Below are 25,821 nucleotides of genomic sequence, written 5' to 3'. Positions count from 1 at the left end.
TTTAGTTCCTTTCTTCTGGTACAGCGTCTAGGGCAAGCCAATGAAGATTGTCAACAGTTTTCAAAGTCAGGACTTGTCCATCATAATCATTTTTCAACTCAAGAACGTCTTGCTCAATATATATATTATTGTACCAGTGGTCTAGGCTGGCGTATTTCCCCATATGAATGTTGATGAGTATACTGGTTATGGGATCCCACGTTCCTTTCTTAACAGTTTCAGCTAAAAGGTAGTAAGCGTCTAAAAATATGAGATTTCTCCCATAGATCCAAAAGGGCAGTTCAAGTTCTAACAAAGGCAACTTGGCAGAAAAAATCTCATCCCCGTGCGGCGGTACGGTCTCATAATGAAATTCTATCTCACTGCCATAATAGGCAATCAAGGCTCCCTGACATCCGATATTTTGAGGAATTCCTTCCTCAGCTACTATAAATTCCATAACCTGCTCCTTCTATTTTCAATCATAAAATCCGACCAGACTCTGCCAGAATATCAAACTGGACGCATGGCCTATTCTAGTCATCAAGTGGATGAAGTCACTTTCACAACCCGTCCAAACTGCAGATTGAGCCGTTCCCATAGCTCTAATAAATGCTAGAAAATCTGGTGACAGCCGTATTTTTTCATCATAGGTCATCTCTGCATCAACAGCATAGACCGCCCCAGATTGACAATCCAGCAAAATAGTGTAGGGATCTCCATTTGCGATAATGATCAAGCTGCTTTCTTGTAGAGTTGAGTAATCATGGTATTCCAAATTGCGATTGATCAGCCAAGTAAGACTAGTGCCGTCCCCATATCCAAACTGGTAACTTAAAAAACCTATCTGCCCCCAGTTATAGGCCAGAATATACTTCCTAAAAATCGGATCCAAATCTTGGATTTGAAGTTGTCTTTTCAAACGGTCCAGTTCAGACACTGGCAAATCTGTTTTATTAAGGACAATCCCTTCTCTTATCTCAGGGTCCAGCCCTTGTGTTTCTACTTGGGTTAGGGAAATGATTTGGTCAATTGTCAATAATTCCATTGTCGACCTCCGACTATACATAGGTCATTATCTAGGGTAAGTTAGCTGGTTTGGGACTTCATTTTTCTAATGACCTTTCTTATCTCAATTATACTCCAAAACTATCCAATAGAGATAAACTACCAGTATTTTCAGGGATTATTTTTGATGTACAACTCCTCCTAATTAAAGTAAAAAGCCATTCCTCAAGGGAACAGCTTCATCACTTAAAATTAAAGGTTTCCCCAGCTAACTTATCTGCCAACTTGGGAAAGAAGGTGTAAAACTTATGGGCTAGATTGAGCAGGATTGGAAGATTGAGTTCCCGCTTGTTTTTTCCTATGGTTTTGACAATCTTTCTAGCTACTGCATCTGGCTCGAGTAGGAAACGGTCAACCGATTTTAGATAACTGCCGTCTGGGTCAGCTTGGTCAAAAAATCCTGTACGAATCGGACCTGGATTGACCGTTGTCACATAGACACCATAAGGCATGAGTTCAAGCCGTAAAGCATTTGAAAAACCGATGGCCGCAAATTTGGTCGCTGAGTAGAGACTGGACTTGCTAGTCGCTATCAATCCTGCCATGCTAACGATATTGATGATATGTCCTTTTCGAGTCTCCTTCATAAGAGTTCCAACCAAACGAGACAGATTCATGAGAGCAAAGGTATTAACCTCAAACATCTGATGAATATCTTGATCAGAAATCTTGTCAAATTCATCAAAAATCCCGTAGCCAGCGTTGTTAATTAAAACATCAATCTTGCCATAGCGCTGGTAGAGTTCCGTTATAAGAACTTGAAGTGCTTGATCATCTGTAATATCTATCTCGACCAATTCTGCATGTAGATGATTTCCGTATAGTTGAGCTAATTTTTCTCTATTTCTACCCAGCAAAATCAATTGATCATTGGGCAAGAGTTTGACCATTTCTTGAGCTAGACCACCACTAGCACCCGTAATGAGAATCGTAGACATATTTATCCTTTCTCGAGATCCTAGATTTCCACTTCTTCTAGGTCTTTAACCACATGGACATTTTCAAAAATTGTTGCCGCATCTTTCTTGAGCTGGCTAATGTCTTTTGAAAGGAAGCGTGCACTGATATGGTTGAGCAAAAGTCGTTTGGCTCCTGCTTCTGCCGCTACTTGTGCAGCCTGCATATTAGTTGAGTGACCGTGGTTGCGGGCAATCTTCTCATCACCCTTGCCATAAGTGGACTCATGGACAAGAACATCTGCATTGACTCCAAGACGCACACTAGCATCTGTTTTTCGAGTATCTCCCAAAATGGTAATAATCTTACCAGGTCGCGGTGCTGAAATATAATCTGCTGCCTTAATCTCGGTGCCGTCTTCTAAGACGACATCCTGACCGTTTTTAATTTTTCCAAAAAGAGGGCCGAATGGGACACCAGCAGCCTTGAGTTTCTCAGCATCCAAGGTCCCTTCTAGGTCCTTTTGCATGATACGATAGCCGACACAGAAAATAGTGTGATCCAACTCTTCCGCATATACAGTAAACTTATCCGTTTCAAGGATTTTCCCAAGAGAATCTTGGTCAAATTCATGAAAATGAATCTTATAGGGTAGACGAGAACCAGAGACACGTAAACTAGTCAAGACAAATGACTTAATACCTTGGGGACCATAGATTTCCAAATCTGTCTGCTCTTCATTGGCTTGAAAAGCGCGACTTGAAAGAAATCCTGGCAAGCCAAAGATATGGTCTCCGTGTAAGTGGGTGATAAAGATTTTGCTGATTTTTCGTGGTCGAATCGTGGTTTCCAGAATGCGATTTTGCGTTCCTTCGCCACAGTCAAAGAGCCAAACTTCGTTAATCTCATCCAAGAGTTTCAGGGCGAGACTTGAAACGTTGCGGGCTTTAGAGGGCTGACCAGCCCCCGTTCCTAAAAATTGAATATCCATTCGATACTTTCTAATTAATCAATATATAACATAGCGGTGCGGTTTTCTGAGCGATAATAAAGCTTACCAGTATAGGCTTTAGCTTCTTGTAATAAATCTTCTTGACTATAGCCTTTGAGACGCTTGCGACCATCTGCCAAGCTTTCCAAATCTGTCAAAGCTGTAAGATTTTCCACGTTAACAACTTCCTCTTCTCCGATTGCCTTCATGTAAATTTTCCCAGACTCCTCAAAAACTAGCTGATGGGGGAAAATTTGCGCAATTTCAAAAAGCAAGTCAGCTGTGATTGTTTCCTCAGTTTCTGAGAAAATCCGACCCAGACCTTCTTTCTCATAGCAAAAACCAAAAGATTTGCCTGACAGATTCAGACGAATAAAGGGTTTGCTTTCTTCCGTGAAACTTGGCTCAGCATTGTAGAGGTTCAGTTCCTGGCTGACTTCTGCAAAATAATCCGTCGCAGCTTGAGGACTTTTTTTCTGGTAGAGTTCTGCAAAGTAGGCATTAACCACGCTAGGTGGAGGTGTGATTAGAGCTAGTTGCTCCTCTTCAGACCTACCAGCTAAAAGCTGATCTAGATATACCTTGTCTAAACTCGTATAGCCACCATACTTGAGAGCTAATGATTTGATATCAGTCATAAAATTCTTCTAATCTCCATTTATTTTTCTCAGAAATGTAGCCTGTGATGACTTCACCGTCATCTTGGTAGTCCCGTTCTTCAAGAATCGCAACACTTTCTAAATCATGAATCTTGTAAGACTTAGAAAAAGGCACGCGCAAAGTAAAGGGTTCAAAAATTTCCTTGATCTTATCTAGCAATAAAGCCTGCAACTGTTCTCGACTATTCTCAGATTTGGCAGAAATCAGTGCATACGGCGTTTGGGTAGGCGTGAAATCCTCCACCAAATCCGCTTTATTATAAAGGGTTAGGCGAGGAATATCCTCCATGTCCAAGTCTTTCATGATAGACAGGACCGTTTTTTCATGTTCCTCATGGTAAGGATTGCTGGCATCGATAACATGAACCAAGAGGTCTACATGCTTGCTTTCTTCCAAGGTAGACTTGAAACTTGACACCAACTCTGTCGGCAAATCTTGAATAAACCCAACGGTGTCAGTCAAGGTAACCTGAAGATTGCCCCCCAGATGAATGCTTTTAGTTGTCGCATCCAGAGTCGCAAAGAGCTCATCTGCCTCATACTGGGTCTTGCTAGTCAAAGTGTTCATGATGGTTGACTTACCAGCATTGGTGTAGCCAATCAAACCAATCTTAAAGGTGCTTGACTCCAGACGTTTTTCTCTGACAGTCGCCCGATTTTTCTCAACGACTTTGAGCTGACGCTCGATATCTGTGATTTGGTTACGAACACTACGACGATTGAGCTCCAACTGACTTTCACCTGGACCACGGGAGCCAATTCCCCCTGCCTGACGGCTAAGCATAATCCCTTGACCAACTAGACGAGGCAGGAGATACTTGAGTTGGGCTAGATGAACTTGGAGCTTCCCTTCATGGCTTCGAGCTCTCATGGCAAAGATATCTAAAATCAACTGCATACGGTCAATTACCTTAACACCCAAAACTTCCTCTAAATTGACATTTTGTCGAGGTGTCAGACGGTTGTTGACGATGACAGTCGTGATTTCTTCTGCATCCACCATTTGAGCAATTTCTTCCAACTTACCAGAACCTACAAAGGTCTTGGAGTCGTATTTTTCTCGTTTTTGTCTGTAGCTATCGACTACAACTGCACCAGCCGTCTTAGCCAGACTCGCCAGCTCTTCCATGGAGAGGTCAAAATTGTCCATGCCCTGAAGTTCAACACCAATCAGCAGGACTCGCTCCTCTTTTTTCTCCGTTTCAATCATTTAAAAACTCCTCAATCTGGCTTAAAATTCGCTCTTTTACACCAGATTCTCCTATCTGATAAAAGGTCACCTGCATGCGATTACGGAACCAGGTTAGCTGACGCTTGGCAAAACGGCGTGTCGCTTGCTTGAGACTATCGCTAGCCTCCTCCAAACTTTGCTCTCCTCGAAAATAGGGAAAGAGTTCCTTGTAGCCAATGCCTTTAGCAGCTTGCACATTTGAAAAATGATCAAAGAGCCACTTTGCTTCGTCCAAAAGTCCAGCTTCGAACATCAAATCCACTCGGTGGTTAATCCGCTCATAGAGTTGACTGCGCTCATCATCCAAGCAAATAATCAGAGGCTCATATAAACTTTCTTGATTTTCCAAATCTTGTCCAAAATGGGCAATTTCCAAGGCACGCATAGCACGACGACGATTAAACTGGGGAATTTCAAGGCCTGCTTGATCCACCAGATGGGCTAACTCCTCATCCGAAAAAGGCTCTAGACTAGCGCGATAGGCTAAAATGTCCTCATGTGGTGTCTCTCCACCTAAATGATATCCTTCTAGCAGGCTTTGGATATAAAGTCCTGTCCCACCAGCAATAATAGCAAGTTTACCACGACTTTGAATATCCTCAATGGCCGCCTTAGCTTCTGAAACAAAATCAAAAGCCGAGTAAGACTCGGTTACTTCTCTCACATCAATCAAATGATGAGGGACAGTTGCCTGCTCCTCCGGACTAGCCTTGGCTGTCCCAATATCTAGTCCTCGATAGACTTGTTGGCTATCTCCACTAACAACTTCGCCATTAAAATGCTTAGCAACTTCAATGGCTAGAGCTGTCTTTCCAACTGCAGTCGGTCCAACAATCACAATTATTTTTGTTTTCATCTTTTTTCCTTGAAAAATTCCCATTTTTTCGTTACTATTATTATATCACAAAAAGGTCAGTCAGAAAAATGCGACCTCTTGAGGTAGCTGGCTGATTTATAAGTTAAAGGAGGAATACTCATGGCTAAAGGATTCGCTAAAGGTCTTGTAACAGGTATTGCAGGAACTGTCGCTGCAGTTGCAGGTGCAGTATACGCAGTTAAAAAGAAAGTGATCGAACCAGAAGAACAAAAAGCAGCTTTCATCGAAGAAAATCGTAAGAAAGCAGCACGTCGTCGCGTATCACACTAAGCAACAAAAGAAGTTGAGATTTTTTCTCAACTTCTTTTTTTCTATTCTTTTATACTCAATAAAAACAAAATAGGAAACTAGGAATCTAGCCTGATTTGAAGAGATTTTCAGAGAGTATTAAATTGCCAAGTCAAACTTCAACTGTGGTTTCACAGGATCATAATCAACCAGCTCAAAATCCTCTGCTTTAATATCAAAGAAGTTGGTCTTGTCTGGTACATTCAAGACCAAACGTGGTTGGCAATTTGAAGGTTCACGACGAAGCAATTCCTGAGCTTGTTCAAATTGATTGTCATAGATGTGAAGGTTATTGATAAAGTAGAAGAATTTCCCAACCTTCCATCCAAAATGTTTGGCAATCATCATTTGAAGAGCCACATACTGCATGGCATTGATGTGGTGAGCTACTAGCATATCATTAGAACGCTGGGTCAAGGTTGCATCCAGATAAATCTCACCATCCACACGACGGACATCAAACATAGTCTGAAATGCGCATGGAAGAAGTCCATCTGTCTCCTCAAAAGCCTGATAATCCCAAAGTGAAATGATATTGCGACGGTTCCAAGGATTGGCTTCTAACTGTTTGAGAATCTTGTTAATGATATCATGCTTCTTAACAACAGCCCCATAACGTTCGCCGATTGTCCCTGTATCTCCAACTTCCCAGTCATTCCAGTAGTGAACATTGTACTTATCATTGAGAACTTCCAAACTATTGGTCTGGTCTTGGTAGATCCAAAGTACTTCTTTGATAGCTGATTTGATTGCGATTGGTCGCAAGGTTGTGATGGGAAATTCCCCCTTACACAAATCGTACTCTGCAAAAGCACCTGTGATGTACTTGGAGTTAGCCACTGTTCCATCCTTATACTTGGGACGAGCTTGCTCGGAAAACACACCCTCATTCAAGATTCGCTCGATATTTTCTTTAAAAATCGTATCTGCTTTTGTCATTTGCTATCACCTCATTCATTATCTTAACTAGTATAGCATAAAAAAAGAAAGGAGGAAAATCACTCGCTTACGGAAAGCAATTTTCTCCTTTTTATGTTTATTTATTGCAATACAAGTGATGCTGCTCCGATAACTCCAGCGTCATTTCCTAGAGTGGCAAGAGCCAACTTAGTTGTTGTGCGAACTTGTGGGAAGGTATTTTCATCATAAACCTTTTGCACGCCTTGGAGAAGGAATTCTCCCGCAGCTGATACACCACCACCGATAACGATTGTTGATGGGTTTAGGATTAAACCAATGTTAGCACATGCAATACCCAAGTAACGTGAGAAGTTACGGTAAACGATCAAGGCAAGGTCGTCTCCTTCTTTTGCCAAATCAAAGACAGTTTTAGCTGTTACTTCTTCTCCGTCATCAATCAAGCGTTTCAACTCTGCATCGCCTTCGTATTCATCTGCATAACGACGAGTCAAGTTGACAATCCCTGTTGCTGAAGCTACTGTCTCAAGACAGCCTTTTTTACCACAAGTACATGCGATTGGTTGATCAAAGTCAACTGTGATGTGTCCAAGTTCACCTGCAGCACCAGCAACACCGTGGAGTAATTTTCCTTCTGCCACGATACCGCCACCAACACCTGTACCAAGTGTCATAAAGACAACGTCTGGTTGGTTTTCACCAGCACCCATCCAACGCTCACCAAGAGCTGCCACGTTAGCGTCATTGTCGATGAAGAATGGAATACCCAAGGCTTTTTCCATTTTTTCTTTGATTGGTTGAAGAGTTTTCCAGTTCAAGTTGTAGGCACCGATAACAGTCCCTTTTTCGCGGTCAACCACACCAGGTGATCCCATACCAATTCCACGGAAATCTTCAGCAGACAATCCAAGCAAGCCCAGACGATGTTGAATAGTTTCAATCATATCGTCTACGATATGGCTTCCTTCATCCAAAATGTTAGTCTTGATAGACCATTTTTCTTGGATTTCTCCTTCTTGCGTTAAAATAGCGAACTTGATAGAAGTTCCACCAAGGTCAATCCCAATAATCTTTTGACTCATCGTCTTCTCCTTATCCTTAATTGAAAATGCTTACAGTACTAGTATAACAAAATCTGACCATCAGTGCAAAGGTTTGCATTAACTTTCCAGAATTTTTTTCTATTCTATGGTTTCCACAAACCAGAAGCATCTACATAATAGCGTCCGCCATCCACTCGCTCATTCTTAGCCATTTTACCATCCGATTTCAAATAGTAATTTCCTTGCCATGCATTGCGAGCATAAGATCCATCTGATTTCAAGTAATACCAGGCTTGGTAAGAAGAGTCATAGACCCATTCACTCTGAGCCATTTTACCATTTGACTTGAGGTAGTATGCACCTTGCCAAGTATTATGCGCATAAGATCCATCTGATTTCAGATAATACCAGGCTTTGTAGTAAGAATCATAAATCCATTCACCCTGAGCCATTTTACCATCTGATTTGAGGTAGTAACTTCCTTGCCAAGTATTGCGGGCATAAGATCCATCTGATTTGAGGTAATACCAAGCTTGGTAATAGTTATCATATACCCACTCATTCTCAGCCATTCTTCCATCTGACTTGAGGTAGTAGGCCCCCTGCCAAGTATTTGTTACTGGTTTCCCATTTTCAGAAAAATAGTACCAAGATCCATTCTGACGAACCCAGCCACTTTCAGCTGCTACACTTAGGGTAGGTGCTACATTGTTGTTAGCTTGAGATGCACTCGTCTTTTTCTCTTTTAAAACTCCCTGAGGCGCATTCTTCGATTCACAAGCGATTCCATCATGATCCTTATCCAGAGTGGCAGAATAACCTGGTTCTCCCTTATGAATATCTGCATATCCATTCTCCCAAGCTTCCTTACAGCTTGAAAAATGGATACTTTCATCTGCCACAACAGGTTGTAAAAACAAAGCTAGGACAGGTAAAGAAGCTAGGCCTAGTTTTATTAAATGACGTTTGTTCATGATTTTCTCCTAAAATTATAATATCAATCTCAATATTATTTTATCAAACTTGTTTCAGCAATTCAAGAAAACTTCTGGTTAATTCTGCAAACTCTTTTGGTTTTGCCTTATTCAAGACATGAGGGCCGTCAAAGATGATCTCAAACTGAGAATCTGGCATCAGTTCATGAATACTTTTCATTGAACTGAGATTAGGCTTATCCTGACTACCACAAATTAACAAGCTTGGATAGGGACAATTCCGTGCAATCTCTCTTAAATCAAGTGTTTTTAATTCCTCAGAAACTCCAACCATAAGAGCCTTATCTGCCCCCTGCTTCTCATATATCCTCTTAGGAAGCAATTTGAATATCAGCAACTGAATGTAAAAAGGAATGTTACCTGCTAATTTCAGTGGACATCCTGACAAAACCAAGGCCTGAAGATATGGTATCTCATAACTTGAAAGCTCCAATGCAAGTGCAGCCCCTAAAGACAAACCGATTAAGACAAAATGTTCTGTCTCCTCTGATAAGTGCTGATAAATACGCTCTTTGGCTTCTTGATAAGTCCCAACTCCAGTAGGAAATAACTCTATGGCTTCAGAAGGATAATCTGCCAGTAAATCCTGAACTTCTTTCCAACTATCTGCTGACTGACCTAGGCCATGTAAAAATATAAGTTTCAATTAGTTCTCCTTTACTGACAATTCATACAAGCCCCTGACTGCATTACAGCCATAGATGACATCTGCTCGCTTCAAATCTTCTATGGTCAATATCTTCTCTTCTACTTGTCCGCTTTCAAGCAAGTGTTGACGATAAATCCCTGGTAAAAGACCAAGAGTGCTAGGTGGTGTATAGAGCTTGCCATTAATTTTTAAGACCAGATTGCCAATAGAGGTTTCAAGCAATTTTCCATCAGCAGTGTGATAAATGATTTCCTGCTCTCCCGTTGTCAAATGTGGTCGGTGTGTCGTCTTAAAGTAGGTAAAGGCCTGCTGCAAATCAGATTCTTGCCGACAAAGTATAGCCTGACAGAAGCCAGAACTAAGTGGTGTCAATACTTGTCGATCAATGTCTATTTCTCCAGACTTATTGAGACTGATTCGCAAACGATAGTCTTGGTGGAGGTCACAAGCTTGACACTCTTTCTCTATCTCTTGTCTCAAACTATCTTCATCAAATGGAAAGGCAAAGTAACGACTAGCCTTTTGTAGTCTTTCTAGATGCTCTTTTTCAAAGAGTAATTTCTTCTGGCTGATTTTCCCTGTCGTTATTAATTGAAAACGAGGCTGTTTTCGGTAAAGAACAGCAGCCTTTTGCTGGACTTCACGGTATTCTGACTCCCAAGTGCTATCCCAAGTGATGCCTCCACCGACTCCATAGATGGCTTGCTCTCGATGCAGTTGAATGGTTCGAATAGCTACGTTGAAAATCCGTCGTCCATTAGGAAGCAAGAGTCCAACAGTTCCACAGTAAACTCCTCTAGCTTGTGGTTCCAAATTCTTGATAATTTCCATAGTCGCTATCTTGGGAGCTCCTGTGATGGAACCACATGGAAAGAGTGAACGGAAGATTTCTACTAGGTCAATATCTGGTCGTAACTGACTCTTGATGGTCGAAGTCATCTGCCAAACCGTTGAATACTGTTCCACCTGACATAAACGTTCCACATGCTCACTTCCCACCTCAGACAGACGATTCATGTCATTGCGCAAGAGGTCCACTATCATCATATTTTCTGAACGATTTTTGGGATCCTGCTCCAACCAAGCTGCTTCTTTCAAATCTTCAGCATCAGTCAGACCACGTTTAGTCGTTCCCTTCATAGGACGAGTTGTCAATTCACGCCCATTTTGCTCAAAAAATAGTTCTGGACTCATGGAAATCACTGCCATGTCATCATGTTCAACATAGGCATTGTAACCTGCTTCCTGCTCTACCACCATACGATTGTAGATAGCAAAAGGATCGGCAGACAACTCCTGCTTGAGTTGAACAGTATAATTTACCTGATAAGTATCGCCCTGTCGTAAATGATGGTGAATCTGAGCAATCGCCTTTTCATAGTCCTCTGCAGATGTTACTTCCTGCCAGTTTGATGGCAAAGCCACCTCCTCATAAGTCAGAGGAATGCTAGATTTTTCAACGCTGTCATGAATAGTGAAATAGAGGAGATACTCTCCTAACAAGGGACCCTCGTGAACCGCCAACTTCTCCTCAAAAGCAGGTGCTGCTTCATAACTAACATAACCAACTACATAATAGCCTTGCTTTTGGTAGCTTTCCACTTGAGCTAACAAGTCTGTTACTTCTGCTAAATCTCTGGTTTTTAACTCTTTGATAGGCTGGGTAAAGGTATATCGCTCTCCCAAAGCCCTAAAATCAATCACTGTTTTTCTATGCATATCCTAAGTATACCATAAAAGCCAGACCCCAACAGGAAATCTGGCAATTTTATTCTTTGAGAATGATAAAGTAGATGTGACTTTCTAAGAAAATATGAACATAGCATCCTCTTTTATCACACCGACTTTTTATCTATCCTTTAGGAAAGAGTTCGGATGAAAAGGCATCTGTCACCTGCAATAGTTTTTGGAAGACTTTTTTCTTCAGAGCTACTGTATAATTGGCAACTGAGCCTCCATACTTGAAGTTTCGGTAATCCGTTTCTACTGCTTGGTCAAACAAGTCTTGCAATTTCTCATAAGAATCAATTTGCTGACCATCAATTTCAAAACTATGGATTCCTCGTTTTGCCTTGGTAATAATAGCGTCAAACCAGGCCTTCTTCCATTCTTCTAAGTTCTGGAACTTGCCTTTCGAAACCTTCTGGATAATGAAATCATCCCCAAGGGTGTCACGTCCCTCGCTTAAGGCCTCATCCTTGTATTTATTAGAAGCATAGCCTAGGAAACCATTTTCGTAACCATAATAACCCCACATACGGAAGGCATTATGTTTGAAGGAGATGGCTCCAGGAGCTCCCTGACTTGTATTTCCACCGTAGATAGCATCTACCATCTTGACATTGACATAAGCTGTCTTGAGTTCTTCTGGTCTGTAAGTTCCCTGATAATGCCTATTGGTGATGATGTTATGTTTGATTAGGTCATCTACAGAATTTAGCTGAGTCTTGGCTTCCTCATCCGTCAATGGACGAACATAGTCCCACTGGTTTGGAGCAAGGAGTTTATTATCTTGGTCCTGATAGCGCATTTGCTTGGTCATCTTGCTGAACCAAGCCTTCTTCAAAGCCAGATCATTCTTAGCGAGAACGCGTTCTCCTTCCAGATAATCTAGAAGCATCAAGGCTTCGTTATAACCTTTCATGTAGTGGTCAATCTGCTGGCGTGTTTGCAACTTGGTCGGATCAGGATTGTACCATTGATCCCCATCATTTGGTCGCATGTATGCCATGTTGAGCCCGAGAGCGCCATATTCACCCTGATGGCCTTCCTCAGCCGGTGACTGGAGCATGCCCTGAGCATAGGCTTCTACATAGGTTCCTTCACGATGTTTGTAGCCACCCAGATAGACAATACGATCGTTGACGTGCGTTGTCTCATGGGTGTAGACAGACAAGCCATACTCACTCATCATATCAATTTCCACAAAGTGAACAGCATCTCTGGCATTGATCTTAGGATAGATAGAGGCATAGGCTCCTAGTTTATTGTCCTTATAATAGCGACCTGCTGGCCCAAATACTTCACGAATTGGCGCATAGTCTGCCATACCACTAGTATGTCCATAACGCTCTATCCAGCCACGTCCATCAACGCGATAGCCTTCCCAAACTGGTGTAGCTACATTAAAGTCACTCTTAACCATACGGTCTTTGACATCATCAGCGGCAAGACGATACCAAAAGTCCAAGTAAGTCAACTGACGGTCCGCTACTAGATCAATGTCAGCTTTCATCTGGTCTATGGTTTTGCCAGATTTATCAGCTGACCCGAAGGTAATGGTATTGTAGTTGGAAATCAGGAACATCTGTGCCTTCTTCACATTCAACAAAGGCAGAATCATATTGCGATGCAACCAGTTATTCAGATTGTCATAAGCCCGATGCTTCCGATTTGCAATTTCTTGATTCTTCGAAGCTCGCTCTGCTATGTACACATGGCCCTTAGTGGCATTCACAAACCAGTCATTCATATCCTTGTCAGTCGTCAATAACTGTCTGTTGTAGTCTAAGAAGGCATGTAAATCTTCAGATTTTGTATCCTTGGCTAAGACTCTGGCAAAAGTTTCATGAGTCTGGTCGCCTTTTAGGTTGCTTTCTCTTGAACCAAGTTCAATCAACCGATCCAAAACATCCACATTTTGGCCATAAAAATCTGGTTTAAAGAGCATGAGTTCTTTCAGATTGTAATCGGCAAATCGGATACCGTAATAGCGATTAAGATAAGCAAGTCCCAGCATGATAGCAGACTGATGATCCTGAACTTTTTGCTTCAGAGCAGCGGTACTAGCAGGTGAATCATTCCACTGGTAGTCTAGATTTGTAAGTAACTTATCAACCAGAGTTCCCAGCTGCGCTTTGACCTCTGCAAAGCTTTCTTCTAGATACCAATTTTTCACGGCCTCAACCTTCTTATCAAGGCTGGTGGTTTGATCATCTAGAACTTGATAAACTCCTTCAGACTGTAAGTCCACTGTTTTCAAGATTGAGGTCAGGTCCTTGGCTAGGGCTGAACGGTCCTTAACCAGCATATCTGGAGTATACAGCACATCCAAGTCAGCAATCTTGTATTCCTTGATGGCAGTCAAGCCAGAATTTTGTGAGGTGATTGCAAATACATCCTTGGTCTTGTCTGCATAATGAACCATGATATGATCTGCCACTGACAGGTCCGTCACAAAGTCTTGTCCCTTCATGGCAATAACAGAGACTACCTCTTTCTTGGCTAGATTGTGATCAAGATCCAGTTTGTTTCCTTGATTAACGATCCATTCTTTATTGTAGAAAGGCTGTAATTTTTCAAGGTTGCGATAGGCTTGATCATGGCGACTATCATAATCTTGGATATCCTGATAAGCGTATCTTTTACACCAGCAATCGTAGGAGTATCAGCACTTGACTTAGCCAGGTAATAGCTAAAGCCTTCTTCAAAGGTTTTCTGAGCATTACGTTGAATCAAGTCAGTTGCCTCAGCAGTCACCTTGTAATACTCTTTTCCGTTTATTCTCTCAGTTTGGATGGACTTGATGGCTAAACGGCTGGTCTTATGATCTTTAGAGCTGACCTTGAGATAGTAGTTTTCCAAATTCCTTGGTGCTTCCGCAAATTGTTGAATCTCAGTCTCTCTGCCATTGTTAACCTTGATAAGACTTGTTTCCTTGATATCTTTTATTTCCAGCTTTTTAAGTTCTAAACGAAGCTTCTTGTCCTCAAGTAGAGCGCTCTCCTCACCCTTACCACGATTAAAGACCAGCCTTGTAGATATGGTGTAATCCGTATAAAGTTTTAGATTGTCAACTGTTGCTTCCAGCTGATCACTCGTTAAGTCAATGGTCTGATCCTCTACCCCCTTGGCTTTGATAGTGGCACTAATTTTTGAGACGGTAACGCCATCTGCCTTGTTCAGATTATAACTTAAGCGAGCTGAACGACCCATCGAATTTCCAGTAATATTTGAAAGAGTTAGGACAGGTTCAGGTTTAATTTCTTCCTTTTCCTTACTGCCGCGGATGATAACCTGATCTTTCGCTTCTCTTAAAATCCGTGTTGTTTCTTTCGGCTCTGAAATACGTTTCCCATCTTTTTCCTCATAGCTGGTAACAATCTCTTTCTCACCATCTTGACCGACTTGCTCGATTCTTGTTTCACCGACAAGCATGTCTGGATCAATCTTTTCCCTGGTTTGTTTAGGAATCAACTCTTTTCGGACTTCAATATGTAAAGTCGGGTTTGTATCCTGAATCAGCGCTTCAGCAGCATTCACACCACCACTATAGCTAGGGATTTCCTGTTTCAGAGTATCAACGGGAACTGCGCCGCCTTCATAAGCTGGCAAGGCTTTGACTACTGCCCCTTGGCCATTGACTCCACCTTCAAATGTTGGTTTTGTTGGCTCAACTAAGGAATCGCCGGATACACCACCTGTAAACTCTGGGTGTTCCTGTTTCAGAGTATCAACTGGAACTGCACCACCTTCATACTCTGGTAAGGCTTCGGATACTGTACCTGGGCCATTGACTCCACCTTCAAATGTTGGTTTTGTTGGCTCAACCAAGGAGTCGCCGGATACACTACCTGTAAACTCTGGAATTTCCTGTTTCAAAGTTTCAACTGGAACTGCACCACCTTCATACTCTGGTAAGGTTTCAGCTACTGCTCCTTGGCCATTAACACCACCCTCAAATGTTGGTTTTGTTGGCTCAACCAAGGAGTCGCCGGATACTCCGCCTGTGAACTCTGGGTGCTCCTGTTTCAGAGTATCAACTGGGACTGCGCCTCCTTCATACTCTGGTAAGGCTTCGGCTACTGTACCTGAGCCATTGACTCCACCTTCAAATGTTGGTTTTGTTGGCTCAACTAAGGATTCGCCGGATACTCCGCCTGTAAAGTCTGCTTTGTCGTGGACTTCTGGGATGCCACTTTGACTACTCAATTCTGGAGTATACTCTGGCAAGGCTTCAGCTACTGCTCCTGGGCCATTGACGCCACCCTCAAATGCTGGTTTAGACGGCTCGACTAAAGATTCGCCTGATACACCACCTGTGAAGTCTGGTTTGTCGTGGACTTCTGGCACGCCACTTTGACTGCTAAATCCTTGTTTATACTCAGGCAAGGCTTCAGCTACTGCTCCTGGACCATTGACTCCACCTTCAAATGATGGTTTAGACGGTTCAACCAAGGAGTCGCCTGATACGCCACCTGTAAAGTCTGATTTGTCATGGACTTCTGGCACGCCACTTTGACTAGTCAATTCTGCTTTATACTCAGGCAAGGCTTCAGCTACTGCTCCTGGACCATTAACACCACCTTCAAATGCTGGTTTAGTTGGCTCGACTAAGGATTCGCCTGATACACCACCTATGAATTCAGGAATTTCATGAATAGCTGCTTGATTTACTGGTTTTGCAGGAATTTCTGAATTTTCACTAGATGTTAGATCTTGCCCTGTTCCTCTTAAATCCGACTCTAATAAATAGCCAATATAGTCATAGCCTTTAATGTCAATAATCCCTTGAGAGAAACCATCTGCAGACACAAGGGTTTTAGTCTGATCATAAGCTAGCAAGTCCTTGTGTTCAAAAGCAAATACTTGATAAGGTAGTAATAAACTCTTACCTACAGAAGCAATCAATAACACTCCAACTATCTTAGAAGGTTTTTTCTTTGAAAATAGGAAAACCACCAAACTAGCAGTCAAAAGACCAACACCAGCCAAGGGGAAGCTGATAGATCCAGTTTGAGGTAAGACGGCTTGTCCCTGCTTGCGATAAACTAAATAATAGTTATCTTGGCTCAAATCTTGTGGCAATTCATGATGAATGAGTTCACGTTCAGCAGCTGTCAACTCCGATTCTGCTAAGTAATGAAAGGAAACTTGCTTGGTTTCATCAGCCTGAACCAGTTTCGGTTCAAGTGTTCCTCCAATGAAGGCAAGTCCAATCAATACCGAGCCCACTCCCATGCTCAGTTTACGAATGGCAAATTTTTGTAGCTTTTTTCTATCTTCCATGTCAGCTTTGTTCTTGTCCTTAAAGACATCTCCTTTATTCCGTTTTCATAATCTTATTATAATATTTTGTTGATTTTTTTACAAAATATTTTCGAGATAAATCGAACATTTTTAATTTGGTAGATATTCCAATAAATCATCTGGCTAGCGACCTAGTTATTAGTAGATAGCTTCAAGCATTGAAAAACGGATAACTTTCGCCTTACTTATTTTCAATATCGAAATATTTGCAAGAATACTACCAACATGTTCTATTAAATTGCCCAACCGCTTCTAAAATCCAAATTCTACACTTTTTATGAATTAAAACATTTTTAGTAAACTCTTTTTAAGAATATCACGTTCACTCAACATAATCTAACAAATAACCATAACCCTTTTCTTCCATTTGTTCCTTAGGAATAAAACGGATGGATAGACTATTGATACAATAGCGTAGCCCTCCCTTGTCCTGAGGTCCGTCTGTAAAGACATGGCCTAGGTGAGAATTCCCGGTTCGGCTTCTGACTTCTGTTCTGACCATATTATAAGACTTATCTTCCTTGTAAGTTGCAACATCTGGGCTGATAGGCTGGGTAAAGCTAGGCCAACCACAACCCGATTCAAATTTATCTTTCGAAGAAAAGAGTGGTTCTCCAGTTGCTACATCTACATAAAGGCCTGCTTCAAATTTATCCCAGTAACGATTTGAAAAGGCACGTTCTGTTTGACTATTTTGAGTCACTGCATACTCCTCAGGAGAGAGGAGTTTTTTCAATTCATCGTCACTCGGTTTTGGATATTTACTCGCATCAATAACAGGATAGGCTGCTTGATTGACATTGATATGGCAATATCCATTAGGATTTTTCTGGAGATAGTCTTGGTGGTAATCTTCAGCCACGATAAAATTTCTTAAGGCTTCTTTTTCAACTGCTAGAGGCTGGTCGTACTTCTGAGCAACTTGTTCAAAGACTTGATTGATGACTTCTAGGTCCTGCTCATCCTTATAGTAAACTCCCGTTCTGTACTGAGTCCCCACATCATTTCCCTGCTTATTTTTACTAGTTGGATTGATAATGCGGAAATAATGGAGCAAGATTTCTTTTAGAGAAATTTGATTGGCATCATAGGTCACATGAACAGTCTCAGCATGCCCGGTTTGGCCGATCAATTCATACTGGGTTGTTTCTCCTCTGCCATTCGCATAGCCAGAAACAGCATCTGTCACACCTGCCACTCGTGAAAAATACTCTTCGACTCCCCAGAAACAACCTCCAGCTAGATAGATATCATGTAAGTCGGCATTTTTATCTGGCTCCGTTTTTTTCTTAGCACCTTGACCCTGGCTAACAGCTGCCTTCTCAATTTGAGAGGTATCGGTGTAGACAGCGTTTCTTTTTTCCAAAAGGAATAACATTCCAATAATAATGCAAATGATGATTCCTATGAATACAATTATTTTTAATTTATCATTCATGAGTAGCCTCTAATCTATGTTTTTTAGTGTCTGTAAAGTAGTTTCCTTATCCATAAAGCCTGGCTGGGTCTTAACTAGTTTGCCTTCTTTATCGATAAAGGCCTGAGTCGGATAAGAACGAACTCCGTAACTTGCTAAGAGTTTTCCCGAAGGGTCTAGAAGGACAGGGAGATTTTTATAGTCCAATCCTTGATACCATTTTTTAAAGGCTTCTTCTGCTTGCTCTCCTTTTTGACCAGGAGAAACCACTGTCAAGATGACATAGTCATCACTTGCTTCTTTTGCCAGCTCATCGGTATCAGGTAAACTAGCTAGACAAATAGAGCACCAAGATGCCCAAAATTTGAGATAGACCTTTTTGCCCTTATAATCTGATAGGCGATAGGTTTTATCATCAACTCCCGTCAGTGAAAAGTCTGGAACTGCTTCCCCTTGTTTTGCCATTTGAGAACTAACTTGTGCATTTTTGTCTCCATTTTGCTTATCAGCTTGGCTCTCCATCTGATTTTTACAAGCTGATAAACAGACCAGACTAGCGCAGACCAATACAGTTGCTTGCCATTTTTTCATCTTCATCACCTTCCTCATTACCATATGAATATAGATATTTACTTTGTAGTTCTATTATATACCTACCTTGCTAAAAATACTTAGAATCTGTTTGGAAAATCATTAAGCTTCTTGATTACAAAAACTCCCACCTGCTAAGCAGATGAGAGTTTTGGATTATTTAAAGATAGAAGTTTTAAAGCTATCTGTTTGTTGAAGAAGTTTCTTGTAAACAGCTTCTTTGAGTTTGGTTACATTATTTGTAGACACAGACTTATTACCATTCTTCTCTGTTTTTAAGGTTGCAGCATCCTTAGCAGCAGCTTCCTTGAATAAGCGAAGAAGATCACTGTAAGATGAAATGCTAGTTCCATTTACTTCAAAGGTTGTCAAACCATTTGTAGCCTTGTCTTTCACTTCTTTATAGTAAGCTTTCTTCCAATCTTCAAGATTGTTGAATTTTCCTTCAGAAATCTTGTTGATAATAAAGTCATCACCTAGGGTGTTCTTACCTGCAGCCTTAGCCTCTTGTTTATACTTATTAGTAGCATAGCCTAGGAAGCCTTTTTCATATCCGTAGTAACCCCATAATCTGAATGTATTATGTTTAAATGACATTCCTCCAGGAGCACCTTCACTTGTGTTACCACCATAGATACCTGTCATCATAGGAACGTTGACATATGCAGAACTAAAGTCATCTGGTTTATAGATACCATTTCCTGGTCCACGGTTAGTCATAAAGTTGTTATCTACTAGGTCGTTCACGGAATGAAGTTGAATAGCTTTTTCAGTATCATTTAGAGCACGAACATTGTCGTATTGGTTCTTAGAGTTTCCTCTCATTTGCTTATCAACTTTCTTGAACCAAGCATTATTCAATTCTTGACTATTTTGTCCAAGAACTGCATCAGCCTCAAGATTGTCTAACATCATCAAAGTATCGTTATAACCTTTCATGTAGTTATCGATAGCTTCACGTGATTTAAGATCATTTGGATTCGTATTATACCATTGGTTACCATCGTTAGGTCTTTCAAATGCCATGTTTAATCCTAGAGCTCCATATTCACCTTGGTGGCCTTGTGTAGCAGGTGATTGAAGCATACCTTGGGCAAAGGCTTCAACATCTGTACCTTCACGGCGACCAAAATTACCGAAGTAAACAAGACGGTCATTTAAGTGTGTAGTCTCGTGTGTGAACGCAGAAGCTCCGTATTCGCTAATCATATTAGACATAACGAAAGTTACTTTAGCACGATTATCATTTGGATTATCGTAAATACTTGCATAAGCTCCAGCAACAGCTCCATTATCACCGTAGTATTCTCCTACAGGTCCATAGATTTCACGGATTGGGGCATATACTTCCGTACTATTTTTGAATTGGCCATAGCGTTCAGGCCAGCCTGGCCAACCGTGACCCCAAACATAGAATCCTTCCCAAACTGGATAGACGATATCTTTGAACAATCTATTCTTCACATTATCCAAGGCCAATCGATGCCAGAAATCAAGATAATTAATCTGACGTTGTGCGGCTAAATCAATCTCCGGTTTAAGTTTTTCCAAAGTAGTATTGTACTTATTAGCTGTACCATAAGACATCGTATCGTAAGTAGAAATGAGGAACATTTCTGTCTTATCTAGATTCAACAAAGGTAGAATCATTTTTCTATGAAGACCACGAGTCAAATTGTCATAAGCACGATACTTATGTTCGCCAACGCCTGGATTTTGAGAAGCTTTTTCTACTACATAGACCTTATCCTTAGTCGCATCAATGAACCAATCATTCATATTATCGATATTAGTGAATAATCCTCTGTTGTAGTCTAAGAAACCATTTAAATCTCCAGATTTAGTGTATTTCGCTAGAACCTCACCGAAAGCATCGTATGTTCTTGAACCACTGATATTATTCTCTTTAGATCCAATTTCAATTAATCTATCAAGAACATCAACGTTTTTACCATAGAAATCAGGTTTGAATAACATTAATTCTTTAATATTAACATCACCAAATTTAACGCCGTAGTAACGGTTTAAGTATGTTAAACCTAATAATAGGGCAGCTTTATTTTTCTCAACTTTATCAAGAATCATTTGTTGAGCTGCGGGAGAATTATTAAGTTGGTGATCTTCATTTTCAACTAGTTTAGTTACTAATGTATTAAGATTAGCTTTTACATAGTCGAAACTTTCTTCTAAGAATAGATTTTTAATCGCATTTACTTTATTAGGTCCTGTTCTGCCAAGTTTTTGGTAAATTGGATCAGATTGAAGCTCGATAGGGTTTAAGATATTTACGATACCGTTAATTAAAGCACTATGATCTTTTTGAACGATATTAGGTGTATATTTAATACCTAAGTCTGTTACGGTGTATTCTCTAACATTACTTAGACCCTCATCACTAGAAGATAGGTTGAAGTAATCTTTTGTTCCATCAGCATAGTGAACAATAATTCTGTTTGCAACACTTAAATCTGTTACAAAGTTATTATCATTCATTGGAGTAACAGAAATAACTTCTTTAGTATTTAACTTGTGGTTCTTATCTAGTTTATTAGCTTGATTAACGATAAAATCTTTGTTATAGAATGGTTGTATTTTTTCAATATTCTTATAAGCAAGTTTATAGTCTGGATTGTAGTCTTGAATAGACTCATAAGCTGCTTCACGGGTGCTTACATTGTTCAACTTGTTCAATCCATAAGGTTCACTTATGAATTTATCGGCTGTAATATTGTAACCAGCAACACGCTTATCAGCTTCTTCCTTAGTCAAATGTTTGAGTTTTTTAGGACTCTTGGTATCTTTACCAGTACCATCCTCAGCTGAGCTATAGCCAACTACGCCAAAAAGGTCTTTAATATGTGGGCCACCATCTTCATCGTTAACATCGTTAGAACCAAATATTTCATGACCTTTGATTACTTTAGCATATGTTACGTTATCTTGTACAGCTCCATATGGCCATGTTTTAGAGGCAATACCACCAACGTTTCTAGTATTTTTAACATCAAGGATACCCTTGGCAACAGAATTTGTTAATCTTGCTTTTGTACCTGATTTCCAACTATTTAGCATGTAAGTGACAAATGGCACTAGCATACTTGCATTTGCATTTTGCGCCGTAATAGTCGCATCTACATAGGCTCTATTGACAAAGCCCATATAGTTTGAACCAGCAATACCACCAACTGTCGAGTTATTTCCTACAGAGTTGATTTTACCAATAAAGGCGACATTTTCAACCTTACCATCTTCATCAATCTTATTGACAATACCTGCAACATCATTGTTACCAGTAACCGAACCAGTCACCTTAACATCTTCAATCAGACCTTTATTTTTAAGGTTAAATCCAACCGTCGCAATTTGATTTTGACCAGAACGATTAATATCTACATTTTCAAAGTTAATGTTCTTAATAGTCCCACCATTAATGACATTGAAGAGGGGATGTTCCAAATTATGGATAGCAAAACGTTTGTCACCATCACTCAATAGTTTACCAGTAAACTCCGAAGTAATGTAAGATTTACCTTGAGGAACAACGTTACGAGCACTCATACTTTGACCCAGTTTAAATTCACCAGCAGGATTTGCCTGAATGGCTTGGATCAATTCTCCAAAGTCGTAGAAAACACCATCCTGACTAGCTTTTGGTTTTTCAATATAGTAGGTATAAGTTTCATTAAAGCGATTATCGACATTACGTTGAACCAAGTTCTCCGCTACTGCTGTTACCTTGTAGACTTGTTTTCCATCAATTGTTGACTCTTCGATTTTTTGAACCGCTAGTAGATTGGTCTTATGGTCATTAGAGGTAACTTTCAGATAATAGTTTGACAAGTCGGTTGGCACTGAAGTCAGTCGAGTTTCATCCATTTCGATTTGATTTTCATATTTGATCAAATCCGTTCTTAGAATATCTTTAATCTCGATTTTCTTTAAATCAAGTCTCAGTGGTTCTTCCGCAAGAACTACTTCTTCGTTCCCATTTCCACGATCGTAAACCATCTTGGTCGCAATCTTGTAGTCCTTGTAATACTTCAAGTTTGTAAGATTAGCGGTCAAATCTCCCTCAGACATATTGACTGTTTGAAGGCTAGTGTCTCCATCTTTCAAAACAACTTCAAGAGATTTAATGGTTACACCTGTTGGTTTGACCAATTGGTAACGAGCCTTGGCACTACGCTCTAACTCTTCTTTATCAATTTGAGTAAGTGTCAACGTTGGCGCAGTCAGGATTTGATCACCTTTCTTGATGATACGATCTTGAACTGCTTCAACAACTTCCTCTGAAATCGTTGGAGCATCTGCAGTTTTCACGCCTTTAAGAGTCTTATAGACTTTGGTAATCTTTTTCTTACCGTTCTGACCAGCTTGAGCAACAACTTCTGTTCCCTTCGGAAGAGTGCTGTCTACTTCTGTTCTTGTCTCGAAAGGAATTTCTTCAAACGAAACTTCTTCAACTTGACCTTCAATAGCCTTGGTACCACGACTAATTTTTTCGTTTACTGGAGCCTTAACAGTTTCTGTACTTGTGCTGATTGGGTCCCCAACTTTTTGACCATTAACAGTTTTATAAACGCGGTGAATTAGCTGACTTCCTGCTTGACCGTTTTGAATCACTGTTTCTTCATCAGTGTAACGAGTATCATCAGCTACATACTCCTTTGTATATGGAACTTCTACAGTTTCAGTTTCCGTGATAGTTGCTTCAGCTACTGTATACTCTGGTAATTCTGGCTGAACTAGGGATTCACCTTCGTGACCTGCTTCTTGCGTGCCTTTGGCACTAATCTCTCCGGTATAAGCTGGGGATTCTGGTTGAACCAAAGATTCGCCTTCATGACCTTCTTCTTGCGTGCCTTTGGCTGTAATCTCACCTGTATAAGCTGGAGCTTCTGGTTGAACTAAGGATTCGCCTTCATGACCCTCTTCTTGGGTGCCTTTGGTACTAAGCTCGCCGGTGTAGGCTGGTAACTCTGGCTGAACCAAAGACTCACCTTGGTGACCTGCTTCTTGCGTGCCTTTGGCTGTAATCTCGCCGGTGTAGGCTGGCAACTCTGGTTGAACCAAAGATTCACCTTCATGACCTACTTCTTGAGTACCTTTTGCGCTAAGCTCGCCGGTGTAGGCTGGGGATTCTGGTTGAACCAGGGATTCGCCTTCATGGCCTGCTTCTTGGGTGCCTTTGGCTGTAATCTCGCCAGTGTAGGCTGGCAATTCTGGTTGAACCAAAGATTCGCCTTCATGACCCTCTTCTTGAGTTCCTTTGGCTGTAATCTTGCCGGTGTAGGCTGGCAATTCTGGTTGAACCAAAGATTCGCCTTCATGACCCTCTTCTTGAGTTCCTTTAGCACTAATCTCGCCTGTGTAGGCTGGCAACTCTGGTTGAACCAAAGATTCACCTTCGTGGCCTGCTTCTTGCGTGCCTTTAGCTGTAAGCTCGCCGGTGTAGGCTGGCAACTCTGGTTGAACCAAAGATTCGCCTTCGTGACCCTCTTCTTGGGTTCCTTTGGCTGTAATCTTGCCGGTGTAGGCTGGCAATTCTGGTTGAACCAAAGATTCGCCTTCGTGGCCTGCTTCTTGAGTTCCCTTAGCAGTCGTCATTTGCTCTGGTTGTTCTTGGAAGTCTGATGCTTTAAAGTAACCGACGTATTCGTATCCTTCGATTTGAATGACACCTTTTGCCAAGTCCTCTTGACTGCTTGCTGCAATCGTTTGATTGTAGGACACTAAGATTTTATTCTCAAATGCTTGAGCTGACTGAGGGATAAAGTAACTGCCACCTAGAGCTCCAATAAAGAGAAGGCCAAGCATTTTGTTGCGGTGCTTTTTAGACATCACCACAACAACCATAGACGCTGTTGCAAATCCAAGAGTTGCTAGCGCCAACTCCTTGCTTCCAGTGTTCGGCAATTGTTGAGAATTCATTTCTTTCTTTCTGTAAACAAGATAGACAACATCATCTTGCTTTAAATCAGAAGGAAGTTCGTGATGGATCAAGGCTTTTTCTGCTTCTGTCAATTCTTGTTCAGCCAAATAACGGTAATGAACTTGGTTGGGAGTTGCCACTTCGTTAGCTGAAACAGTTTCAACTAAAAAGTTATTTGCCCCCAAAAGAAATGTCCCGATAACCGCAGAACCGACACCAACTGAGAACTTCCGAATAGAGTATTTAATGACTCTCTCAAACTGCATTTTTCTAGTATTCATTTTATATCTTCCTAATATGATCTATTGGATAGTGAGCACGCGCCCCTCCAATGAGTTTTGGTCGACTTGCAAGTGCCGTCACATGAGCCTGACCAATCTCTCTTAAGATTGGTCGAATGGGTACCTGAACATGTTTGATATGCATACCGATAGCTGTATCACCAATATCCAGACCAGCATCTGCCCTGATAAATTCGACCTCCACGGGATCCTTCATATAGCGAAAGGCGGCCAACTGACCAGAACCTCCTGCATGTAAGGTCGGGAGTACACTCACAATCTCCAACTGATGTTTTATAGCTACTTCTCGTTCAACAACTAAAGCCCGATTGACATGTTCACAACCTTGAACAGCCAGGTGAATTCCCTTAGCCGCCAACAGTTCCAACATAGTCTTGACAATAAGTTCACCGATTTCCTGACTCGAATCTTTTCCGATGTGTCCTCCCAGCACTTCACTCGAAGACAAACCCAAGACAAATAGTGCTCCCTCCTGTAAAGAAGCCTTGTCTAATACATCTTCAAGTATCTGCTGTGTTTCTGTTTGAATCCGTCTTTGGTCCATATTTCACCTCGCTTTTTTTCATTCTATCATATCGTTTTTCATCAATTTTAGCAAGATTGGAAGGCATAGGAATACCATTTGCTAGGATTCAAAAACTATATGAGGGCTCTTTTTAAAAACTGATTCAAATTCATCTAGTTTCAAATATAAGATAAATTATACTTTGAAAACAAAAAAAATATAATAGTTTAGCAAAATCGTTGATGTAACAATATTTACACCTAAAAGATTTGTCTGTCAATTCGATTATAAGCTACCGAAAAGCAACTTCTACCATTCTACCCCATTTCTTCTATTAAAGCTACTACTTTGCTTATTTTTTAGCCACTTTTTTGTCCTTGTAGGTTTAGATGATGATTCAGAAAATTTTCATGAAATTATGCTAAAACTTTAATTTTATCCTCAAATTAT

The 25,821-nt window shown here is 40.9% G+C and carries 19 protein-coding genes; 1 reads left to right on the top strand and 18 read right to left on the bottom strand.

What is annotated here, in order from left to right; all coding sequences use genetic code 11:
- Window position 1: 1 nt before the first annotated feature.
- From TZ96_RS05370 to miaA, 7 genes are all read right to left on the bottom strand, one after another.
- Window positions 2-439, bottom strand: a complete 438-nt coding sequence (locus TZ96_RS05370) for a hypothetical protein (protein WP_045763208.1) — start codon at window positions 437-439, stop codon at window positions 2-4.
- 18 nt (window positions 440-457) lie between these two features.
- Complete coding sequence (locus TZ96_RS05365; protein WP_045763207.1) at window positions 458-1,027, bottom strand: hypothetical protein; 570 nt, start codon at window positions 1,025-1,027, stop codon at window positions 458-460.
- A 202-nt stretch (window positions 1,028-1,229) separates the two neighbouring features.
- Window positions 1,230-1,985, bottom strand: a complete 756-nt coding sequence (locus TZ96_RS05360) for an SDR family NAD(P)-dependent oxidoreductase (RefSeq protein ID WP_045763206.1) — start codon at window positions 1,983-1,985, stop codon at window positions 1,230-1,232.
- Window positions 1,986-2,005: 20 nt separating this feature from the next.
- Window positions 2,006-2,935, bottom strand: coding sequence for a ribonuclease Z (rnz, locus tag TZ96_RS05355; RefSeq protein WP_045763205.1), 930 nt, complete (start codon window positions 2,933-2,935; stop codon window positions 2,006-2,008).
- Window positions 2,936-2,949: 14 nt separating this feature from the next.
- Window positions 2,950-3,573 (bottom strand): cystathionine beta-lyase, encoded by a 624-nt coding sequence (locus TZ96_RS05350; protein ID WP_045763204.1) that lies wholly within the window; start codon window positions 3,571-3,573, stop codon window positions 2,950-2,952.
- Entirely contained in the window at window positions 3,566-4,804 is a 1,239-nt protein-coding gene (hflX, locus tag TZ96_RS05345) for a GTPase HflX (RefSeq protein WP_045763203.1), read from the bottom strand. Before hflX ends, TZ96_RS05350 begins: the two co-directional genes overlap by 8 nt.
- The gene (miaA, locus tag TZ96_RS05340) at window positions 4,797-5,681 is read right to left on the bottom strand and encodes a tRNA (adenosine(37)-N6)-dimethylallyltransferase MiaA (RefSeq protein ID WP_045763202.1); all 885 of its coding nucleotides are present in this window, start codon (window positions 5,679-5,681) and stop codon (window positions 4,797-4,799) included. The genes hflX and miaA overlap by 8 nt, the downstream gene beginning before the upstream one ends.
- Before the next feature lie 120 nt (window positions 5,682-5,801).
- On the opposite strand from miaA, the gene TZ96_RS05335 reads away from it, so the two are divergent.
- A complete protein-coding gene (locus TZ96_RS05335) occupies window positions 5,802-5,972 on the top strand; it encodes a DUF3042 family protein (RefSeq protein WP_001051776.1) in 171 nt (56 codons plus the stop codon).
- Between the two features lie 117 nt (window positions 5,973-6,089).
- Here TZ96_RS05335 and TZ96_RS05330 read toward each other — a convergent pair whose 3' ends face one another.
- The 11 genes from TZ96_RS05330 to TZ96_RS05285 all read right to left on the bottom strand — a co-directional run bounded on the left by TZ96_RS05330 (window position 6,090) and on the right by TZ96_RS05285 (window position 25,410).
- Window positions 6,090-6,929 (bottom strand): thymidylate synthase, encoded by an 840-nt coding sequence (locus tag TZ96_RS05330; RefSeq protein WP_045763201.1) that lies wholly within the window; start codon window positions 6,927-6,929, stop codon window positions 6,090-6,092.
- Between the two features lie 101 nt (window positions 6,930-7,030).
- Window positions 7,031-7,990 (bottom strand): ROK family glucokinase, encoded by a 960-nt coding sequence (locus TZ96_RS05325; protein WP_045763200.1) that lies wholly within the window; start codon window positions 7,988-7,990, stop codon window positions 7,031-7,033.
- 104 nt (window positions 7,991-8,094) lie between these two features.
- Window positions 8,095-8,925: an excalibur calcium-binding domain-containing protein gene (locus TZ96_RS05320; RefSeq protein ID WP_080936304.1), complete on the bottom strand. Its 831-nt coding sequence runs from the start codon at window positions 8,923-8,925 to the stop codon at window positions 8,095-8,097.
- 43 nt (window positions 8,926-8,968) lie between these two features.
- The gene (locus TZ96_RS05315) at window positions 8,969-9,592 is read right to left on the bottom strand and encodes an alpha/beta fold hydrolase (RefSeq protein ID WP_045763199.1); all 624 of its coding nucleotides are present in this window, start codon (window positions 9,590-9,592) and stop codon (window positions 8,969-8,971) included.
- Window positions 9,593-11,314: an aminodeoxychorismate synthase component I gene (gene pabB, locus TZ96_RS05310; RefSeq protein WP_045763198.1), complete on the bottom strand. Its 1,722-nt coding sequence runs from the start codon at window positions 11,312-11,314 to the stop codon at window positions 9,593-9,595. It lies immediately after the preceding gene.
- Between the two features lie 133 nt (window positions 11,315-11,447).
- Window positions 11,448-13,790 (bottom strand): ZmpA/ZmpB/ZmpC family metallo-endopeptidase, encoded by a 2,343-nt coding sequence (locus TZ96_RS10785; protein WP_158001792.1) that lies wholly within the window; start codon window positions 13,788-13,790, stop codon window positions 11,448-11,450.
- A gap of 29 nt (window positions 13,791-13,819) precedes the next feature.
- The gene (locus TZ96_RS10780) at window positions 13,820-16,603 is read right to left on the bottom strand and encodes an SIALI-17 repeat-containing surface protein (protein WP_158001791.1); all 2,784 of its coding nucleotides are present in this window, start codon (window positions 16,601-16,603) and stop codon (window positions 13,820-13,822) included.
- A 343-nt stretch (window positions 16,604-16,946) separates the two neighbouring features.
- On the bottom strand, window positions 16,947-18,062 hold the full coding sequence (gene msrB, locus TZ96_RS05300) for a peptide-methionine (R)-S-oxide reductase MsrB (RefSeq protein WP_045763197.1): 1,116 nt from the start codon (window positions 18,060-18,062) through the stop codon (window positions 16,947-16,949).
- 9 nt (window positions 18,063-18,071) lie between these two features.
- Complete coding sequence (locus TZ96_RS05295; protein ID WP_045763261.1) at window positions 18,072-18,632, bottom strand: redoxin family protein; 561 nt, start codon at window positions 18,630-18,632, stop codon at window positions 18,072-18,074.
- 156 nt (window positions 18,633-18,788) lie between these two features.
- Window positions 18,789-24,845 carry a ZmpA/ZmpB/ZmpC family metallo-endopeptidase gene (locus tag TZ96_RS05290; RefSeq protein ID WP_045763196.1) on the bottom strand — a complete coding sequence of 2,019 codons (6,057 nt, stop codon included), beginning with the start codon at window positions 24,843-24,845 and terminating at the stop codon, window positions 18,789-18,791.
- 1 nt (window position 24,846) lies between these two features.
- On the bottom strand, window positions 24,847-25,410 hold the full coding sequence (locus tag TZ96_RS05285; protein WP_045763195.1) for a TIGR01440 family protein: 564 nt from the start codon (window positions 25,408-25,410) through the stop codon (window positions 24,847-24,849).
- Window positions 25,411-25,821: the final 411 nt, after the last annotated feature.

The organism is Streptococcus infantis (assembly GCF_000963255.1).
Classification (GTDB): domain Bacteria; phylum Bacillota; class Bacilli; order Lactobacillales; family Streptococcaceae; genus Streptococcus; species Streptococcus nidrosiense.
Note: the sequence above shows the minus strand (reverse complement) of the source record. Positions and strands in the feature narration are given on the sequence as shown.

Coding starts and splice junctions, on each gene's coding strand:
- TZ96_RS05370 (WP_045763208.1), bottom strand. CDS start 439: ATGGAATTTATAGTAGCTGAGGAAGGAATTCCTCAAAATATCGGATGT.
- TZ96_RS05365 (WP_045763207.1), bottom strand. CDS start 1,027: ATGGAATTATTGACAATTGACCAAATCATTTCCCTAACCCAAGTAGAA.
- TZ96_RS05360 (WP_045763206.1), bottom strand. CDS start 1,985: ATGTCTACGATTCTCATTACGGGTGCTAGTGGTGGTCTAGCTCAAGAA.
- rnz (WP_045763205.1), bottom strand. CDS start 2,935: ATGGATATTCAATTTTTAGGAACGGGGGCTGGTCAGCCCTCTAAAGCC.
- TZ96_RS05350 (WP_045763204.1), bottom strand. CDS start 3,573: ATGACTGATATCAAATCATTAGCTCTCAAGTATGGTGGCTATACGAGT.
- hflX (WP_045763203.1), bottom strand. CDS start 4,804: ATGATTGAAACGGAGAAAAAAGAGGAGCGAGTCCTGCTGATTGGTGTT.
- miaA (WP_045763202.1), bottom strand. CDS start 5,681: ATGAAAACAAAAATAATTGTGATTGTTGGACCGACTGCAGTTGGAAAG.
- TZ96_RS05335 (WP_001051776.1), top strand. CDS start 5,802: ATGGCTAAAGGATTCGCTAAAGGTCTTGTAACAGGTATTGCAGGAACT.
- TZ96_RS05330 (WP_045763201.1), bottom strand. CDS start 6,929: ATGACAAAAGCAGATACGATTTTTAAAGAAAATATCGAGCGAATCTTG.
- TZ96_RS05325 (WP_045763200.1), bottom strand. CDS start 7,990: ATGAGTCAAAAGATTATTGGGATTGACCTTGGTGGAACTTCTATCAAG.
- TZ96_RS05320 (WP_080936304.1), bottom strand. CDS start 8,925: ATGAACAAACGTCATTTAATAAAACTAGGCCTAGCTTCTTTACCTGTC.
- pabB (WP_045763198.1), bottom strand. CDS start 11,314: ATGCATAGAAAAACAGTGATTGATTTTAGGGCTTTGGGAGAGCGATAT.
- TZ96_RS10785 (WP_158001792.1), bottom strand. CDS start 13,790: ATGAAGGGACAAGACTTTGTGACGGACCTGTCAGTGGCAGATCATATC.
- TZ96_RS10780 (WP_158001791.1), bottom strand. CDS start 16,603: ATGGAAGATAGAAAAAAGCTACAAAAATTTGCCATTCGTAAACTGAGC.
- msrB (WP_045763197.1), bottom strand. CDS start 18,062: ATGAATGATAAATTAAAAATAATTGTATTCATAGGAATCATCATTTGC.
- TZ96_RS05295 (WP_045763261.1), bottom strand. CDS start 18,632: ATGAAAAAATGGCAAGCAACTGTATTGGTCTGCGCTAGTCTGGTCTGT.
- TZ96_RS05290 (WP_045763196.1), bottom strand. CDS start 24,845: ATGAATACTAGAAAAATGCAGTTTGAGAGAGTCATTAAATACTCTATT.
- TZ96_RS05285 (WP_045763195.1), bottom strand. CDS start 25,410: ATGGACCAAAGACGGATTCAAACAGAAACACAGCAGATACTTGAAGAT.